Source organism: Pelagibaculum spongiae, assembly GCF_003097315.1.
Lineage (GTDB): Bacteria > Pseudomonadota > Gammaproteobacteria > Enterobacterales > Pelagibaculaceae > Pelagibaculum > Pelagibaculum spongiae.
In genome coordinates, this window is sequence record NZ_QDDL01000001.1 from 1,239,441 (window position 1) to 1,257,507 (window position 18,067).

At 42.3% G+C, this 18,067-nt stretch carries 14 protein-coding genes; 4 read left to right on the forward strand and 10 right to left on the reverse strand.

Translation table 11 applies throughout. The features are described 5' to 3' along the window. Positions 1-358: 358 nt before the first annotated feature. The 3 genes from DC094_RS22745 to DC094_RS22515 form a co-directional block, all read right to left on the reverse strand. Positions 359-844: a pilin gene (locus DC094_RS22745; protein WP_116686026.1), complete on the reverse strand. Its 486-nt coding sequence runs from the start codon at positions 842-844 to the stop codon at positions 359-361. Between the two features lie 769 nt (positions 845-1,613). Continuing rightward, positions 1,614-1,961 (reverse strand): hypothetical protein, encoded by a 348-nt coding sequence (locus DC094_RS21855; RefSeq protein WP_133245467.1) that lies wholly within the window; start codon positions 1,959-1,961, stop codon positions 1,614-1,616. A gap of 282 nt (positions 1,962-2,243) precedes the next feature. Continuing rightward, positions 2,244-2,759, reverse strand: coding sequence for a pilin (locus tag DC094_RS22515; protein ID WP_116686029.1), 516 nt, complete (start codon positions 2,757-2,759; stop codon positions 2,244-2,246). Between the two features lie 541 nt (positions 2,760-3,300). Between DC094_RS22515 and DC094_RS05400 the strand changes: the two genes are divergently transcribed. Then, on the forward strand, positions 3,301-3,849 hold the full coding sequence (locus tag DC094_RS05400; RefSeq protein ID WP_116686030.1) for a hypothetical protein: 549 nt from the start codon (positions 3,301-3,303) through the stop codon (positions 3,847-3,849). A 373-nt stretch (positions 3,850-4,222) separates the two neighbouring features. Here DC094_RS05400 and DC094_RS05405 read toward each other — a convergent pair whose 3' ends face one another. The 4 genes from DC094_RS05405 to DC094_RS22685 form a co-directional block, all read right to left on the reverse strand. Next, positions 4,223-6,322: a sulfatase-like hydrolase/transferase gene (locus DC094_RS05405; protein ID WP_133245468.1), complete on the reverse strand. Its 2,100-nt coding sequence runs from the start codon at positions 6,320-6,322 to the stop codon at positions 4,223-4,225. A 62-nt stretch (positions 6,323-6,384) separates the two neighbouring features. Further along, entirely contained in the window at positions 6,385-6,831 is a 447-nt protein-coding gene (locus DC094_RS22520) for a pilin (protein ID WP_116686032.1), read from the reverse strand. 988 nt (positions 6,832-7,819) lie between these two features. Next, a complete protein-coding gene (locus DC094_RS05415) occupies positions 7,820-9,013 on the reverse strand; it encodes a Wadjet anti-phage system protein JetD domain-containing protein (protein WP_158527221.1) in 1,194 nt (397 codons plus the stop codon). 180 nt (positions 9,014-9,193) lie between these two features. After that, positions 9,194-9,325 (reverse strand): hypothetical protein, encoded by a 132-nt coding sequence (locus tag DC094_RS22685; protein WP_255420873.1) that lies wholly within the window; start codon positions 9,323-9,325, stop codon positions 9,194-9,196. Positions 9,326-9,580: 255 nt separating this feature from the next. Between DC094_RS22685 and DC094_RS05420 the strand changes: the two genes are divergently transcribed. Beyond that, entirely contained in the window at positions 9,581-9,961 is a 381-nt protein-coding gene (locus DC094_RS05420) for a hypothetical protein (RefSeq protein ID WP_116686034.1), read from the forward strand. A 120-nt stretch (positions 9,962-10,081) separates the two neighbouring features. On the opposite strand, the gene DC094_RS05425 is transcribed toward DC094_RS05420, so the two are convergent. Continuing rightward, complete coding sequence (locus DC094_RS05425; RefSeq protein ID WP_116686035.1) at positions 10,082-12,796, reverse strand: proprotein convertase P-domain-containing protein; 2,715 nt, start codon at positions 12,794-12,796, stop codon at positions 10,082-10,084. Between the two features lie 371 nt (positions 12,797-13,167). On the opposite strand from DC094_RS05425, the gene DC094_RS05430 reads away from it, so the two are divergent. Continuing rightward, a complete protein-coding gene (locus DC094_RS05430) occupies positions 13,168-13,485 on the forward strand; it encodes an REP-associated tyrosine transposase (protein ID WP_206605571.1) in 318 nt (105 codons plus the stop codon). 518 nt (positions 13,486-14,003) lie between these two features. Here DC094_RS05430 and DC094_RS05435 read toward each other — a convergent pair. Both DC094_RS05435 and DC094_RS05440 read right to left on the reverse strand, forming a co-directional pair. After that, positions 14,004-14,816 carry a Cof-type HAD-IIB family hydrolase gene (locus DC094_RS05435; protein WP_116686036.1) on the reverse strand — a complete coding sequence of 271 codons (813 nt, stop codon included), beginning with the start codon at positions 14,814-14,816 and terminating at the stop codon, positions 14,004-14,006. A 195-nt stretch (positions 14,817-15,011) separates the two neighbouring features. Then, positions 15,012-15,764, reverse strand: coding sequence for a GntR family transcriptional regulator (locus DC094_RS05440; protein ID WP_116686037.1), 753 nt, complete (start codon positions 15,762-15,764; stop codon positions 15,012-15,014). Between the two features lie 2,024 nt (positions 15,765-17,788). Between DC094_RS05440 and DC094_RS05445 the strand changes: the two genes are divergently transcribed. Further along, the gene (locus DC094_RS05445; RefSeq protein ID WP_116686038.1) at positions 17,789-18,067 is read left to right on the forward strand and encodes a hypothetical protein; all 279 of its coding nucleotides are present in this window, start codon (positions 17,789-17,791) and stop codon (positions 18,065-18,067) included.

An 18,067-nucleotide genomic window follows, 5' to 3' on the forward strand; every position in this document is an offset into this window, starting at 1 on the left:
TCAGAATGAGGTTTAGCAGAATTAAAATGGTGACCTGTCATAGCACTGCAAACCTACGCTATTGAAGTTTAGGTAGCATATAAAACAAAAACCCTGCTGTGAAATTAAAATAATTAATTCGCAGCAGGGCTTTATAAATCAATTTATGCCTGGCAGGTTTTAATCATGCATATAAAAGAAAAACCCCGCTGTGAAATTAAAAGAATTAATTCGCAGCGGGGTTTCATCAATTAATTTATGCCTGGCAGGTTTTGTGTTGTTAAAACATCATCAACCAGATCAATTAACCATTCTAAGAATCAAATAATTTATGGCTGGCAGATATTGTTTATTTATGGCTGGCAGATATTGTTTTTGCTTACAAAGTTTTCGGCGCTAGTTTTAAACTAACATAACCACTTGTTCCAAGCTTTGTAGCATCAACTGAAAAAGATATGCCACCAGCTGTACCGATAGTAGCTAAAACATCTAATTTCAAGCCAGCTAAATCTGATGGTACACCGTTGGCTGCTGTATCGAAAGTGGTTGTAATGACTGCATTAGCGTCTCCAGCAGTATAACCATAAGCAACAGATGCTATTTTTCCCAGTTTATTGTCTGTAGCTGTTGCACTAATACCATATTTTACTAGGTCCGCAGGCAACGGTAACTTAGCAAAAGTTGAGGCGTATTCAGCGACCGCCAACTGTGCAGGTCTAATAGCGTTCAAAGCTTGAGTATTAACTGTCGCTCTCTGTGTATAGGTCTTATATTGCGGCACAGCCACTGCCGCCAAAATACCGATAATCGCAATAACGATCATTAATTCAATCAGGGTAAAACCCTTAGAGATAGATGCTTTCATATTGTTATTCTCCAGTTTTTATTTTTGGTTTTTTTACGCTTTTATTATTGTTGTTAGCCAATAACATTGGCGTGGTTTAACTGCTTAATTCAGCACAAGGCTGAATTAAATGATATTTTGCTTTGCCGATTGCACATTCCAATAACCGCAAAGCAAACGATCAAATTAGTACCTGTTCTCGCTTGTAAAGTTGCATGCTGTTTGAGTGATTGTTGGTGGCTTTTGCGGTGATTTTTGTTACGACCTTTGTTATAAGGTCGGCAAAAACACCCTTCCAAACCACTGGTCAGCAAAATCATACAACCCACCACCGAACAAACTTGATTTAATACCATTCAACTTGTGTGCCAGCTATTCAACAATAAACAGAAACCGAATACAAGCAGATTTTAACCACTTGTCAAACATGAAGTTAACTCAGGTTGTTAAAGTGGCCGGGTTAGCGGGCTGGAGGTGACTAAATGCCGCTTTGTGACCATAAATGTCATTTATGGGTGACAAAGTTTGTCACATGACAGTTTTTGGTGGGGTTGGGGTAAAAGTTCGAGGGGTTTATTGTTTGGTTTCTACAGGTTTGGTACTCGCGGCTTTTACCATCCATGGCACTGGGTCCCCGCCAATCCCTGGCGGGAATGACCGCACCCAGTAGCAAGCACCGAGCACTCTGCTTGGTGCATAACAAGTTAGCTTGGAGGTGTTGCTAAATGTACGTGCTTGCAAGTTGGTTCGTACATCGCAACTACGGAGTTAATTGTTGGGATTGCAGCACTTATGAAGTTAATTGCTGGGTGCGGTCATCCCGAGCAGGAAGTGCATGGATGTACGGATTAGGGCGACGCAGGCAGCAAATGTTCCAGACATTTGCTCTGCATTTCCCCCATCCATAGAGGTCATGCCAAAGCCGTGATGCCGGGGCAGAAAATTGCGTCCCTGCATTTTCTGCATTTCTCACATCCTTGTGAGTCACCCAGTTGCCATGGACGGTAATGGTTAAAGCAAGTGCGGTGTTTGAAGGTAAAAAAACGGACTCGCAGATTGGTTCGTACCATTGCAACTGTGAAGTTAATTGTTTGGCAACAAGTGCAGAGCTTTGATCACCAAATACAACAAAGCCCAACAGGCAGAACCTATTGGGCTTTGAGAACCATCAATCTAGCTGATCAAACCAAAACAGAATCAATCAATTTATGGCTGGCAGGTTTTGACTATGCAACCTACGGAGAAACTCTTAAACAGCAGATACAACAAAGCCCAACAGGCAGAACCTATTGGGCTTTGAGAACCATCAATCTTGCTGATCAAACCAAGACAGAATCAATCAGATTATGCCTGGCAGGTTTTGATCCCGTGGCAGGTTTTAGTCCCGGCAGGTTTTAGTCCCGCAGGTTTAGATCCAGGTTTAGCCTTTACCAAACTTAGGCGTAATCTCTGCAGGAAGAGTTCCAGAAAGAGAGTTTGGCGAACCAAATGCAACTTTTCCGTTAGAAGATGAAACTTTCAAAATTATAGTTTTAGCTGACAACGCTGCTGGCACAGAGTCATTTGCAGAAGTATTCGCAAATGTAATTGTTGCCAATATAGATTTAGCCAATGGATCTGCGTTTGCACCAGTAGTAGGGTCACCACCTTCAGCGAATTCGATTTTTTCAACAATACCTAGCGCATAGTCCGCCGCTGCAGCATATCCGCCATATTGAGATAAATCAGCCAGTGCATCTGGTGTAGTACCTTCTACAGCAACATATTCAGCAATAGACAACTGCAAAGGCCTAAAGGCTGACAGCGCCTCAGTTGCTGCTGAACGGTTAGTGTAATTCTGATAAGCAGGCAGTGCCACAGACGCCAAAATACCGATGATCGCGATTACGATCATTAATTCGATCAGAGTAAAACCCTTTTGCATTTGTGCTTTCATCTTTCTCTCCGGTTATTTAATAGAAAGCCCATCAGAAAAATGACAAGCCAACTGTTGTGCAATTCATTAATTGATTGCATGGCAACCGGTGTGCCAACGAAAGCTGATGATCAATCTTTTTATATAGTTATCAATAGCAGAATGCGACGAGTGGTGGTGTTTGTGATTTTTGGTTGTATCGCCCACTTGAAATGTTTGATTTAAGTCAGGTTTTTAATATTAGATAACGCCTTGGGTGGCGTAATTGGTCAGCTAATAGTGAGTAAAAGTGTGATTTGTCGCACTTCAAAAAGCCAGTGGCTTTCTTTTAAGGTTGAGTGGTTGGCGGTGAATTGATAAGGTCGCTTGGTAGGTGAGTAGCGAGGTAGTGGGGAGTTTCCGGGTAAATAGGTGCGCGGCAGATGTGATTGCGTTTGTTGGGTAGTCCCCTCCTATATAGCGGTGTTGTGAAAGCCTTAGTATTTAATGGCGATCGCAATGTTGGGTGTGCCGACAGGCTTAGCCAACCTACATAAAATAAAAATAAAAAAAGAGAAGCATTATGAAGTTGCTTAACACTCGTTTGGCCGGTGTCTTATCGGCTGGCTCATTATTGATTAAATCTGATCGCCTTCATTTATCTAAACAACGCACTTTTTTTAAACACTACAGTTTATCTAATAAACGCTGGTTAAAAACAATATTATTATTAAGCGGATTGTTTGCTGGTAGCTTTCACTTGGCTGAATTTTATTTTAGCCAACAGGGTGTCAAATTAATTAAGGGTGATTTAGCGGCTGGGCAATACCAAATAATCAATTCTGGACAAGGCGATTTTTTAACTGAAGTGAGCAAAGGCGATTATCAATTAGGTTTTGATGATAACTTTGGCAAGGCGGTGATTTATGAAAAAAACTATATTACTTTGCTTGATTTTGAAGCTGACAACTTAATTGATTTTTTTACAGTAGAAATGAATTTTCGGGTGTTGTATCAGTCGGGTGATACTTTATTACAGCAGGTTAGGTTTCAGCCGTTTGCTAATGAAACTATTGAGAAACAAGTGATTGCTTATACTCGATGGCCAGAGCGGGTTGGGATTGAGTGGTGAAATGCTGAAGGGCTTTTAGCAGACAAACAAAACCCGGCGAGTTGGCCGGGTTTTGTTGAACATCATCAGCCAGATTAATTGACTATTGAAAGAATTGAGTAATTAGTGGCTGGTAGATGTTGATTCAGCCGTCTGCCAGTGCTGCGGTAGAAACGCAAGTGACTGCTTATACCCAGTGGCCCGAGCGGGTTGGGACTGAGTGGTGAAATACAGAATTTTTTGAGTAGACAAACAAAGCTCAGCTTTGAGCTGAGCTTTGTTGAAACACTACCAACCAAATCAATTAACTATTGAAAGAATCAAATAATTTATGGCTGGCAGATGTTGTTAGCATTAAATAATTTATGGTTGGCAGGTGTTGTTAGAAAATAACCTAATGCTTTTTAAGGCTAATTCTTGGTGGATAGAATTTTGCTTGCAACTCTGGATTTTCATAATAATCCAGTTGCGCAACGATCCACCCTAGAAGGTAATCAACCATTACCTTTCGCTGAGCCGGAGTTGGCTCTATAGAACCTTTTAAAATTTCAAAAAAATAATCATCAATGTTTTTGTCGTAGACCAGTTTCCAGTTTTTATAAATAACAGAGTATTGATGCGCCGCAGGTGCTTGTGCCAATTGAAATAGCGGCTTATTTTCATCACGAGAAAATATAGAATCCCCTTGAAAGCCTGGGTGCTGGGCCCAGCCAAGCAAGTCTAAAATCGTAGGCAACAAGTCAACATGCTCTATCTGCTTATCAATAATTTCAGCTTTAGATCTTATGCTCTCTGGCAATTTCATCATTAGTGGCACTTGTACAACATCCTGAACCACTGGCCCTGCATTACCGAACCCGCCAGATAAGCGGACTCCCGTATCTGCTGTGACAACCACTAACGTATTTTTTAACTTGCTTGTCTTCTTCAGATATTCAAACAATCGACTCAATTGCTTATCCATATAGTACAGCGTATCGAAATAAGCTTGGGTGAGCGCCTTCTCCGGAACGCCATAAATGTAGCCATTCTGTATTAAAGCAGCCCATTTTTCATCTTCTGAAAAAGGTCTGGGCTCACTATCTGGTACTTTAAAAGGCATATGGCTCGATTGCAGGTTGCTATATATATAAAATGGTTTGCTACTATCTGTATTAGCAATCCAATCGACAATTAAATCAACTGTATTTGCATCATCTATCTTACCTGCGCGATCATTTTTACTGAGCATATTCGAAGTTGATTTTAAGAGGATACCCTGCTCGTTACCAGAAACATCCGTAGCTTGAAATGTTTCATCATTCAGAATACCCCTGTAATTTTCTGCATGAATGAAGCGATCAAGTCCATTTGTATTAAGATAGTTAAACATCCCTCCCCACCGTTCATTCTGCGATGAAATAATTGCAGTTTGATAATCCATAGCTGAGAAAATATCATGAGCAACAAGTCTAGGATAGGCTGGTGATTCAGGATAGTAATGACTTACCCAATCACGAAGAGGATACATAGATGATAGGGGGGGGATGTCAGCATAGTTCGAATGCGTAGCTTGAGAGTAAGCATCTGAAAAAACGATACTTTTATTGCCAAATAGTTGTTCCGTCGCCGGCATAACTATTTGAGCACCACCATATAATGAAAATACATCTTTTCGCAAAGATTCTATCAAAATAATAATTACGTTGGGCTTTTCAATGTGACCATCTGTTATTTTTTCGTCTTGAAGATTTTTAAAATCTCCCAAACTTATTATTTCTTGGTAAGACACTTGAATATCTTCAGGTACTATCGCAGGTCTCGGGCTAATTAATTGAATTAAATAGGAATGAATGTGACTAAACAAGCCGCTTCTCTGGTTTTTGACATGCTCCAGAAAGCTTTCCTTTGTATATGCCTGCCCATTTTTTAATACAATTCGCTGGTTAGGCTGCAAAGCCCACATTTGGGGCAATACCCATTGAATAACAAAAACCATTGCAATGATAAATATCGAGAAATACTGCAATCCTGGCCAGCTCATCAACCTTGATTTTGAAAAAGCAATACTCATTGGTATTGCAATTAGCAATAGCAGAGTCATGCCTAGCAGCAGAGTCCATCCCAAAAAGTCTATGACATGCAAAAATAGCTGCACACCATTTTCAAGAAGTATGCTCAAGGAACTAGGATCAAGGTGTGCATCTAAAACTCTGTAGCTTCCCCAGCTGGCTAATGTTAAAAACAACAATATCCAAAACAAAAACACTACTAACCAAGACTTTTTTATGGCTACTTTGCTGTGATCTGTTCGTAATTTTCTGCTAAGTGAAGCAGTGCTAGAAAAAAGTAAAAAAATCAATAAAAAAAACAGTGATTGATACTTTAGCTCTGTGAAATATCCGTAGAAGAAAACAATGGAAGATATTTGATATAACTGCCCATTTGCTAATAGGAATGCAGCGGCCAAAATACTTGAGAAACAGAACCACTGGCTAATGAAATACTTTCTCACGAACAACCTTTGCCCAATTAGAATATTGACAGCCACCCAATCGAATGGCTGCCATATACAAGTTAGATTCCTTTACAGAAACTCAGTGCACCACTACCTGTAGAAGTACAAGTGCCAGCAAAGGAAAATGTTACATTTTCATTAGACACCATAGGAGTAACAATTAAAGTTGCGCCGTCTACTGCTGCAGCGCCAGTTAAAGTTAAAACACCAGCAGAAATTGTAGCTGTCGAGACATTTGCATCAACGGTTAAGTTGGAAGCGCTAGGGAGGCCATTACTGCCTAAAGCCAACGCTGATGCAGTGAGTACTTCACCAGTTTGAACTGCAACATCAACCGCACTTCTGAAAGCATCAGCGGCAGTCACTAATGAGGCGGCGCGCGCAGACTTTTGGTAGTTACTATATGCAGGCACTGCAATCGATGCCAAAATACCGATGATCGCAATCACGATCATTAATTCGATTAGGGTAAAACCCTTAGCGTTTTTCAGTTGATTCATTTTCATGTGTTGATGCTCCAGGTGCAAAATTTATATAGAGACGTATAAAGGTAATTTTTTATTGCGTTTCAAATTATTGGCAAACAAAACTAACGATATGTTTTTTACATATTTGGCCAGTGGCTAGAGTGGTTATTTAATTGAAGGTTTTTAATTTAAGAGGGGCTTGTTTAGACGCCCTTAAATAAACACGATTCAAAATTTAAACTTCCTGACCCACCTTTATTAAAAATAACTCCCTGTAATTTTAATGCGGGCTTGTGTGCTGAAATTGATAGGGCATGAGTTGTGCCAATTGTTAAAGCTGACTATTAACTGATAAATCAAGATCATGTTGCCATTAGTTTTATTAGGCAAAGAAAATTTTATGTCAGATTAGGTCGTATAAAAAAAGCGTATGAGCGGTAACGAGTGGCAGATTTTTAATTCATTGGATGGTGGGAAGGTGACGCTTTTGGTCGATAGGAAACGTTATAGATGATCAGGTGCGGGGTTAATTGTTTGCCCGCGTAGGTTGCACGGAGCGCTATGCGCGACCTGCAACTTTCGGGGTTGGCCATAAACGCCCGACAAACATTATGTCGAAATCGTTTTGCGGTCATTGGTGAATAGATTAACCGTTGGAATTAATTGCGCCATGGTCATTGGTGGATGCATCAACCGTTGGAATTAATTGCGCCATGGTCATTGGGGGATGCATCAACCGTTGGCGTTTGTTGCGCCATGGTCATTGATGGATACATCAACCGTTGGCGTTTGTTGCGCCATGGTCACGTTGCAGGTCACGCCTACGGCTGTTCCGTGCAACCTACGGGGATGGCGGTCACAGGAAATGTTCCCGACATTTCTCTGCATTTCCACCATCCATGGCGGTCACAGGAAATAATCCCTTCATTTCTCTGCATTTCCACCATCCATGGCGATCACACGCCTACGGCTGTTCCGTGCAACCTTGGGATGGCCATAAACGCCCGGTGAATATTATGTCGGACATTTACCCAAACCCCAGCACACATTCCTGATCGACAAACCGTTTATGTTTTAACATTAATAGAATTAAATAATCATCGGCATATTTACAGTTAGTATGAGTAATTACCGGCTGGTTTTGTTTGGCTGCTTGCTCAGGCACATGGCCATCACCCTGTTCCAGCATTTGTGCCATTGGCTGATAACCCGGTTGCCAAGCGTCGATATGGTGAAAGCTTTTTTGTAGGCCAGATAATATCGACATGCCAGCCCAGTCGAGGTCGCCCCAGTACCACACGGGTAATTTATTTGATGGCTGCTGTATTTGTGTTTGTTGGTGATTGCCGCTGGCGAACCAAGCTTGCTCAAATGATTGATGATTGGAGCGAGAATTTTCGGAATAATAAAAATGCAGTGCTTGCCGGTTTAATGCACGGTCACTGTTGCTACGAAAGCCGCCGCTGTTTACCAGTGCTAGCTGGTTAATGATGGGATGGTCTAATTGTTGTAGATATAAAAAGGTGTCTTGATTTTCTACGATTAAAATGCCGTTAAATGTTTTTGGTAAATGTACTTGTAAAATGAGTTTTCGGGGTGCATAGCTAATTAAACCGGGTAATTTATGCAGCGCTTGTTCACGGGTTTCTAGCCATTTACTGTCGCCAAAAAAATATTTGGCGCTTAACTGGCGCAGGGTTAAATTAGACGGTAAATGAATGGCTAGCTGTCGCCAGCGGGCGACTACTTCGGCTTCTTGCTGGCCGGCGACTGAATCTACGTTACGCCGCCACCATTCAATTTGTTTACCGAATGCATCTTTTTGCAAATTAACCGCCAGTTGCCAAGCCATTTCTTCGGCGGTTTGTTGTGGCCGGTTTAACCAGATTCTGACTCGATCTTCGGCTTCGGGCAGAAATTCCAGCGATGCATTGTTCCATGGATCGCTCCCTACACCTACCTCCACACCGACATGGCGGCGCATTTTTTGTAGCTCAACAACCCCTGCCAGCGCCATGTCTTCTATTGATTCCCATAGGCTGTCCATTTCATCTGAATCACCATTGCCAAATAAGGTTGGGAAGTTACGCTCACGGATTTTTTCAGCAAGGCGGTTGGTTCGCTCTTCAATTGGCTGCCGGTCAAGGCGGTCGAGTTGGCGCGACAGGTATTTTTCTATCTCGGCACACCACCAGCGTGGTGGGTTAATTGCGTTGGTCATGGGAACATTCATCCGGTAGCGATGTGAATATTATTAACCGCTGGAGGTGATTGTGCCAAGGGGGAGTTATTGGTGGATAGATCAACCGTTGGTGTTTAATTGATTGCCCGCGCAAGGTTGCACGGAGCGCTATGCGCGACCTGCAACGTTCGGGGATGGCGGTGACCAGAAATGATCCCTTCATTTCTTGGCATTTCCACCATCCATGGCGGTCATGCCCGGCAGGCAATGGGTCGGGGGTTTATTGATGTAAGTGAATACATCAACCGTTGGAATTAATTGCACCATGGTCACCGAAAATGTTCCCGACATTTTTTCGGCATTTCCGCACAACCTACAGAATTCAACCGATGCTTTATTGATTGCCCGCGGTAGGTTGCACGGAGCGCTATGCGCGACCTGCAACGTTCGGGGATTGCGGTGAATGCCCGGCAGGCAATGGGTCGGGGGTTTAATTGCTTTAGCCTATGATAAGCATCGGAAAAGAGTATTGGCCGATTTTATGGCGACTCCCTAGAATGGATTGCATACACCACAGCGATCCAAAATTAACACGGAGTCATCACCATGAAAAAGTTATTTGTTTTTGTCGTAGCCTTAGTCGCAGCCAGCATTGCCTCTGTATCTGTTGCAGCAAATTCTTCAGAGCAGGTTGCTAAGCGCGATATTTATAATCAATCACGCACTCAATATAACTTTGATTATAAATCTCATCCGGTTCAGGCCAGTTTTTTAAAAGGAAAAACGGTTCAAGGTGCCAAGCTTCATTCTGCCAAAGTAATTTCAACTAAAAGCCAATTTAGATTAGATACTGGACACCAAAATGCTGCACAACAATCAGCAAACAACCCAACAAAAACGATTGGTGTGTGGAATTCACCTGCCATTCAAAGCAATACGTTGGTTGCTGATTGTTATGTTGCTCCGGTGAGTGAATTCACTTGTTAGGAATATTATCGGCATATTGTTGGTTGGGTATACGCCGCTATTCTCAAATCGACATATTGTTTGTCGGGTATTTATTACAAGCCCCGAAAGTTGCAGGTCGCGCATAGCGCTCCGTGCAACCTACGCAGGCAATAATCGTCGAATAAATACCGCCCCTAACAAAGCTAACCAGCCCCAATGAAGACTTCCACCACCGGTAGTTACCTTACCTGGCACCACTAGCGGGGTATGTTCGCCACAAATATAACCTTCGCTCCAGCGTAATGAAAAGTTTTCAAGTACGCCTTTATCTGCAGCTGCTCGGTCAGCAATTTCTAATGTCCAAGTGCCATTCATTGGTTCACCATAAAATGCTGAAAAGCTGTCAACTGGGGTAAAATCTGCTGGATAACTACCGCGTAAATCGTCCTGATTATCTGCGCTCCGATTTTTTAACCTGACTCGTGTACCGGCAGGGCTAACCAATTCCATTTGTATATCACCAATGTAACTGTGGCGAATGTTGACCGCTAGCTGGAAATATTCGTCCACCACCGACGCAGCATCTGCAGCAATGTTAATAGTTAATGCTTCAACCTGGGATCGATTATCCGGAATGGTGAAATTTAAACTACGAGAAGTGGTTTCATAAGCAGGCTCGCCCAATAAAATTGGAATAATTAAATCTACCGGCAAATTTTCACCACCAATTTGATAATTACCCTGGAGGCGTATTTGGTCTTGCATACCACAGGCCATGGTTTCAGAAACCTGTACTTGTAGCTCCATATCAGCGCTGGTATAGCTGGCCAATTCTGGTATTTGTAATTGATTTTGTACTTGTAATACAGATGCAGAAACGGCCAACGAACTGGCGGGCAATGAGTCTAAATATTGGTTGCGTAACCGTACTGTCATGGTCAGCAAATCGCCCGGGTCGGCATAGCCATCGTTGCCACTATCTCGGGTGGCTAATAATTCCAACGCTAGCCCTTGTTCATCGGATAAAATTTCATGGTGAATAAATTGCTGCTGAAAAACTGCTGCATGTGGCCCAGCTGGATATAAACGCCGAGCAGTTAATACAATCGATTCGGCCATTTGACGCATGGTTAAATTGGCACCTAAACCAAATTGCGCTTCAAGAATTATTTTATCCACTTCTTGGCGTGTTTGGCCTTGGTCAATTAATTCCACTAATGCTTGGAATAATGGCGTGGACCATAACTCATCAGAAACAAACCCATTCTGGCGACTATGGGCGGTGTAGCTTACTGCCGGATTATAACGAGCGCTGGTTTTATCTAACCGCCGACCTGCCCAACAGCCATCTGCTGCATCCCAAGTAAAAACTTTAAAGGGTTGGTAACTTGCACCATTAGGTGTGCTGTAGCTATAGCTGGCAGCCCAATAGTCGCCGAAGCCTTCACCCATGGCACCGGTATCGCCACCCTGCCATTGACTGTTTATGTTGTGATTTATTGCATGGCCATATTCATGCAAAATAACATCGGCATCTTCATTATCATCCACGCAGCCATGGCCAAAAGATAATCGATTATAGCTGCCAGAAAAATATGAATTATCTGCGCCGTCTGCACCATTACTATCGGCTGCAATCGCGCCTTGTTGAATACCATTGCTACCAGAAAAACCCAAGCTTTGAATATAACGCTGGTTTTTATCTAAATGAAAATAAGTCATCGCATCATTAAAACCGAGCTGACCACGTTGGAAATTCCAGCTACCACTATTGCTAGTAGTCGGTGTGGTATGTGGGGGGTCAAAATCAGTAACATTAACCCACGGGCCGCTTAAGTGGTAAACACTGCCGCTATAGCTAACATCAGGCAAACTGACATTTTGATAGGCACCGGTAAAAGCGCCGGCCGAAGAAGTGTCGGTTAACGCATTGCTATTTAGAGTTGTTCTTGGGTCTGGGTCAAATACTTGGGCAGAACCAGCAACCTGAACTTGGTCTACCGAAAGCGCTACATTCTGCGAGTGCTTAACTTGCTCTATTTTTTGTTTTTTTGAGAATTTTTCTAATGCATTAGACAAGCTTACCTGTGGCTTATTTCTATCACTTTTAGCTAAACCAATGTGTGAAATTTCACGGCGCATGACTTTAAGTGTTTGGCCGTTATTCGCATCGATAAACCAGCTCCAATGGCCAAACGGCTGGTACACATCTAACTGAACTAACCAAGCAAGTTTAAGTTTTTTAGCCCGCGATAACCAAACCAGTGTTTGCTGCGGTTTTCCGTATAAATCACCGGTTACCTTACGGCGCTGCCAAGCTAATTGCAGTGCTTGCTCAGCAGTAATCTTAGCGACTATTGAATTGTCTTCAGGCTGGTTCTGCAGATTTTCGAATACCTTAACTAATTGCTGGTTATCTTTTTGATAACTAATAGTTAACTGCTGGCCAAACACTGGCACGCCATTTATTTTTCTTTGGAACAATATATGTTGGTCTTGCAAGCTCTGCTGGCTTTTAGCCCAAAACAATTGGTCAATAAAACCTTGGGCATATTGAGCTATTTCTGGTCGAGTTAATAACTGCTTGGGAGATATTTGTTCTTTAGCAGATAATTTTTTATAAGCGCTTTCTTTCGATTTATTTTTATCCTGCTGATTATTCAATGCGCTTGACTTAACTACCGGTGGTTGCAACCAGTGTATTTCTGCTTTTACTTCAGATGAAAACAGCAATGAAAATAATGAAATAAATAACAGGGCGCAACTCAGCAATAATGCCGGTAGCAACCGTTGCGTTAATAAAAAGTTAATTTTTCTATTGGCATTTTTAAAAACAATCGTTTCAAAAAAATTGTCGCGCTGGGTTTTGTTCATTCCTGGCAATCCTTGCCCGGTTGGCGGGCACTAAACAAGTTAGTGCTTTTCAAATGCAAAAGCAGATGGCGCAAGCCTAGGATGGTTTACCAGCCGGTATACCAGGATTGTTTAGGGTTGATTTGAATCTGTGAGCGAAGTTATAAAATGTGCTTGAGCTAGCGCACGTTTTAGGGAATTGAGTGGGGGGAATTGAGGGATTAATTGCAAATTGTTGGCCCGCGTTTGTTGCACGGAGCGCTATGCGCGACCTGCAACTTTCGGAGATTGCGGTGAACACTCGGAAAACAATATATCGATTCGGAGATTTCGACAAACACCTAACAAATAATATATCTATAATTCTGTGAAATAGATTTATCGAGAAAACAATGAAATATCGTAGATTTTATATCGGCGGCGGATATTATTTCTTTACCGTAGTGACTCAAAATCGCAGACCCATTTTGATTGAAAACATTGAATTGTTACGCGAAAGTTTTCGACACGTAATGGTAACCTACCCTTTTAAAATTGAAGCAGCGGTTATTCTTTCCGATCATTTACATATGATTTGGAAGTTACCTGAACATGACTCTAAATATTCAATTCGTTGGCGACTAATTAAAAGTAATTTCTCACAAAACATTGGCTTGTCTGAATGGATACTACCTTCTAGAAAAAAAAGAAATCGAAGAGGTGTCTGGTAAAATCGATTCTTGGAACATTGTATCCGTGATGAATCCGATTATTTATCCCATATTGAATATATCCACAACAATCCGGTAAAGCATGGACTTGTTGAGAAACCATCTGATTGGGAATATTCGAGTGTTCATAAATATCTAGCGAAATAGCCTCAATCTGTACATTGGTGTTTAATTGTTTGCCCGCGTAGGTTGCACGGAGCGCTATGCGCGACCTGCAACTTTCGGAGATTGCGGTGAATGCCCTGCACAAATTATGTCGGAATCGTTTTATGGTTTTTGGTGGATATATCAACCGTTGGAATGAATTGTGCCATGGTCAAGTTGACAGGAAATGTTCCCGACATTTCTCTGCATTTCCACCATCCATGGCGGTCACAGGAAATGTTCCCGACATTTCTCTGCATTTCCACCATCCATGGCGGTCACACGCTTACGGCTGCTCCGTGCAACCTACGGAGATGGCGGTAAACGCCCGGCAAATATTATGTCGGGCATCACACGGTAAATATCTTTAAAAATCAAACCGCATAAATCAAATCAAGGTAATTAGCTACACCATGATCTTGATTGCTTTCAATTACTTGAAAATCTGCCAACTTCTGTTTCAACATCGGATCAGCATTGCCCATCACCAAACCTTTACCTGCAGATTGCAACATTTCAAAATCGTTCATGCCATCACCAAAGGCAACCGCATCGGCCATGCTGAAACCTTTTAAGCGCAACACTTCTTCCAGCGCTGAGGCTTTGCTAATGCCCGATGCCATAATTTCTAGGCAATTGGCCAATGAAAAAGTAATATTTAATTGGTCACCAAAATGTTCTTGAAGTTCACGCTCAAGTGGAATCAGTGCGTCTCGGTCGCCGGTTTTCGACAGATAAAAAATCTTTGAAATATTATTAGTTGGCAAACTAGATAAGTCAGCAATTTGAACTTTAAAATCTTGGGGCTCACTGAATTCCATTATCACTTGGTGCGGATAATCAGCATACCAGTGATCGCCTTGGTAAATGCTAGAGACGACTTCTTGATCTCGATACTTACGGCCCAGTTCAATTAATTTCGGCATCAATTGCTCAGGCAAATTGTGCTGAATAATCGCTTTGCCATCTGGGTCATGCACCACGGCACCATTAGATGTTATTAGGTACATTTGCATACCTAACCTTTGCCGCAAGCTTGCAACATCAACATGATGCCGTCCGGTAGCCAGTACAAATTTAACGCCTCGGTCACTCAGCTTTTCTATTACTTGCAAGGTGCGTGGCGAGAGCTGGTGCTGGCGATTTAATAGCGTGCCATCAAGATCGGAAACTACGACTGGGTACATTGAGGAATTCCATCGAAATCGAGAAAACTGGGAGGGTGGCAGTTGTTGGCATTGACTTTACCATGGCCAACGGTGACCAAATTAACCGCTGGGATTAATTGCACCACGCCTACGGCTGTTCCGTACAACTTTCGGGGATATCAACAAATACCCGGTTAACAACACGTTGCTTGCGGGTGTTCCGTAAATACAGGATCACTTACCTTCAGCAGTAAACTCAAAACTGTCACCCAAGTAATGGGCGCGAGTGTATTCAATTGGCGTGCCATCCGCCAGATAACCTCGACGTTCGACAAACAAAACCGGCGTTCCCGGTTCTATATCCAAATGCTCTGCATGTTTTTCATCCAACGAAACTGCTCGCAGTTTTTGCACGGTTTTTTCTGGGCGAACATTGCGTTCAGCCAGTGCTTCGTACAAAGAACCGCTTAATTCGAAAGGGTTATCGAGATATTTTCGGGGAACCACTGCGAGTTCTAAAGCAACTGGCGTGTCATCGGCAATGCGAATTCGGTACATCCGAACGACTTCTTCATCGCTTTGTAGATTTAACTTTTGTTGTTCTTCACGGGTTGCCAAACCTATGCCGCGCTCGATCCAACGCGAGTCGGGGTTGCGATCAACCGCATGCAAAATTTCTGAAAAGCTGCTGGGTTTATCTAGATGGTGCACCAATCGACTGGCAACAAAAGTACCAGCACCCTGGCGTTTAGATAACAAACCCTCGTTAACTAGTTCGTCAATAGCGCGTTTGACTGTGACACGAGAGACACCGACGGTTTCAACAATTTCACGCTCAGATGGCAATGCATCGCCGGCTTTTAAAACGCCTAATTCGATGGCTTGCTGAATCTTGCTACTTAACTGCAAGTACAGTGGGCTAGCGCTATCTCTTAACTGGTCTGGCTCATCAAAGATTCGTTGTATAAGTGAATCAGGCTGGTTCATCATTGGCCTGCAAAAAAATTAACATATCTAAAAAAATGGTATTTAGCTGGCGTTGTATTATGCGCTCAGTTATACCGCTAAATGTTTCGATTCTAATTAACTGCTATTTAGTGTCAGTATAAAACTGGTCTGCTCGCCAGAACACTAAATCTGTAGCTTGATCATAATACTGCCGACGCTTGACTACAAATGGTATTAGCCTGCACTGGCCGCTTTTATCGCCCGTTTACCTGTAAGACCAACATCAAAGGAACCACAAAAAAAGAAACAAAATAATACAATTAAAAACCAGCAAATTGATCAGACCATTTTGGTTGTATTAATCGTTGGCGTTTAATGTATAGCCCGCGGTTGCACGGAGCGCTATGCGCGACCTGCAACTTTCGGGGATTGCGGTGAATGCCCTGCACAAATTATGTCGGAATCGTTTTATGGTTTTTGGTAGATACATCAACCGTTGGAATTAAATGCACCATGGTCATTGGTTGATACATCAACCGTTGGAATGAATTGTGCCATGGTCAAGTTGACAGGAAATGTTCCCGACATTTCTCTGCATTTCCACCATCCATGGCGGTCACACGCCTACGGCTGTTCCGTACAACCTACAGAATTAAACGGATGCTTTATTGTTTACCCGCGTAGGTTGCACGGAGCGCTATGCGCGACCTGCAACTTTCGGGGATTGCGGTGAATGCCCTGCACAAATTATGTCGAAATCGTTTTATGGTTTTTGGTGGATACATCAACCGTTGGAATTAAATGCACCATGGTCATTGGTTGATACATCAACCGTTGGAATGAATTGTGCCATGGTCAAGTTGACAGGAAATGTTCCCGACATTTCTCTGCATTTCCACCATCCATGGCGGTCACACGCCTACGGCTGTTCCGTACAACCTACGGAATTAAACGGATGCTTTATTATTTACCCGCGTAGGTTGCACGGAGCGCTATGCGCGACCTGCAACTTTCGGGGATATTCATAATCACCCGGCCAACAATATGTCGCTGTGCAATAAATTCTAGGCAAAAAAAAGCCCAGCTTAAAAAGCCGGGCATGGGCACAGGATAAATTTAGCAAAGGGCTCTAAGATTGTTACCTAACATTAATAACATCAGCATTCCTGCCCATCCTTTGATTAACTGGCGTTGCAGAATCAGCCAAAGGGAACTGACACACAGTTTAAACCTAACCAACCATCAAGCACATTCAAACACACATTCCAAAAGCAACCCCGAAGGGTATCTAGCAAATAAAATGTCTCTAATAATGACATTTTATTTTCTTCAAATTGACAATTTACAATAACGTCAATCTGAATAAATACGTTGGCCTCTTAAACTAATGCTAACCTGAAAGAGGCCATATTCACTGCGCTAAAAATACTGCTCGCAGTTCTAACTAAAATTAAATCTAAAATATGGCATTAATGCCAATCTAATATTGCTTTCTAAAATTACATCTAATATTGATCGAACACTGCAGACTGGTACAACCCTCTAATATTTGGGTGGCCCATTTCCTGCATCATTAACATTCATCCAAACCAGCTATTAAAATAACCTAGCCCTAACATTCACTAGCCTGGTGTGAGCATAACCACTTCAGTCTAAAATTCTGAAGATAGGTTGCAGACCTTTGTTTGATTCGCTTATCAAGAATCAAAAAGCGCTCTGCTCTCAACGGGGATAGATAATACAATTGGTATTAAATAAAAAACACGACCTAGCTCAATAAAGTACCTTTCTGGGTGTTTTTTCGATACCAGTGGAAGACCTTTGTTGTAGCGCGGCAATACCACTTGGTGCATTGGTATTGCTTGGTTGATAAGGCCAGTCCAATCACAAAGGTCTTATCGCAGAAAATCACTAACAGGAGTAGAATAAAGTTGAACCGATTCAATGGATTTACCAATCCAGAGCAAGCGATTCAACCAAATACATAACTAAAAAAACAGATCTCAAGAACCACAGAAGGTTGCCAGATCATTCCTCAAGAATGAATAACTAGAGAAGCAGCCATGAAAACGAAATATTTATGGATCATCTTTTTTATCTGCATTGCGCTGGTGTTTGGCGTAAAAATGCTCTTTTCACCTATCAGACCTGGCCATCAACTGGCTAGCTTTGACCAGGTAGTTAAAGCACTTCCAGGCTCAGGGCCGTATAGATATGGCGTTACGACACCAGGTTTTCGCCATTATCAAATTTACCACCGTAAAAAACCGGCCAACCAACCCCGTAACATTGCTGCACTAAGATCTAATGCGATCAACGATGGTTATTACTCCCATCCGTGA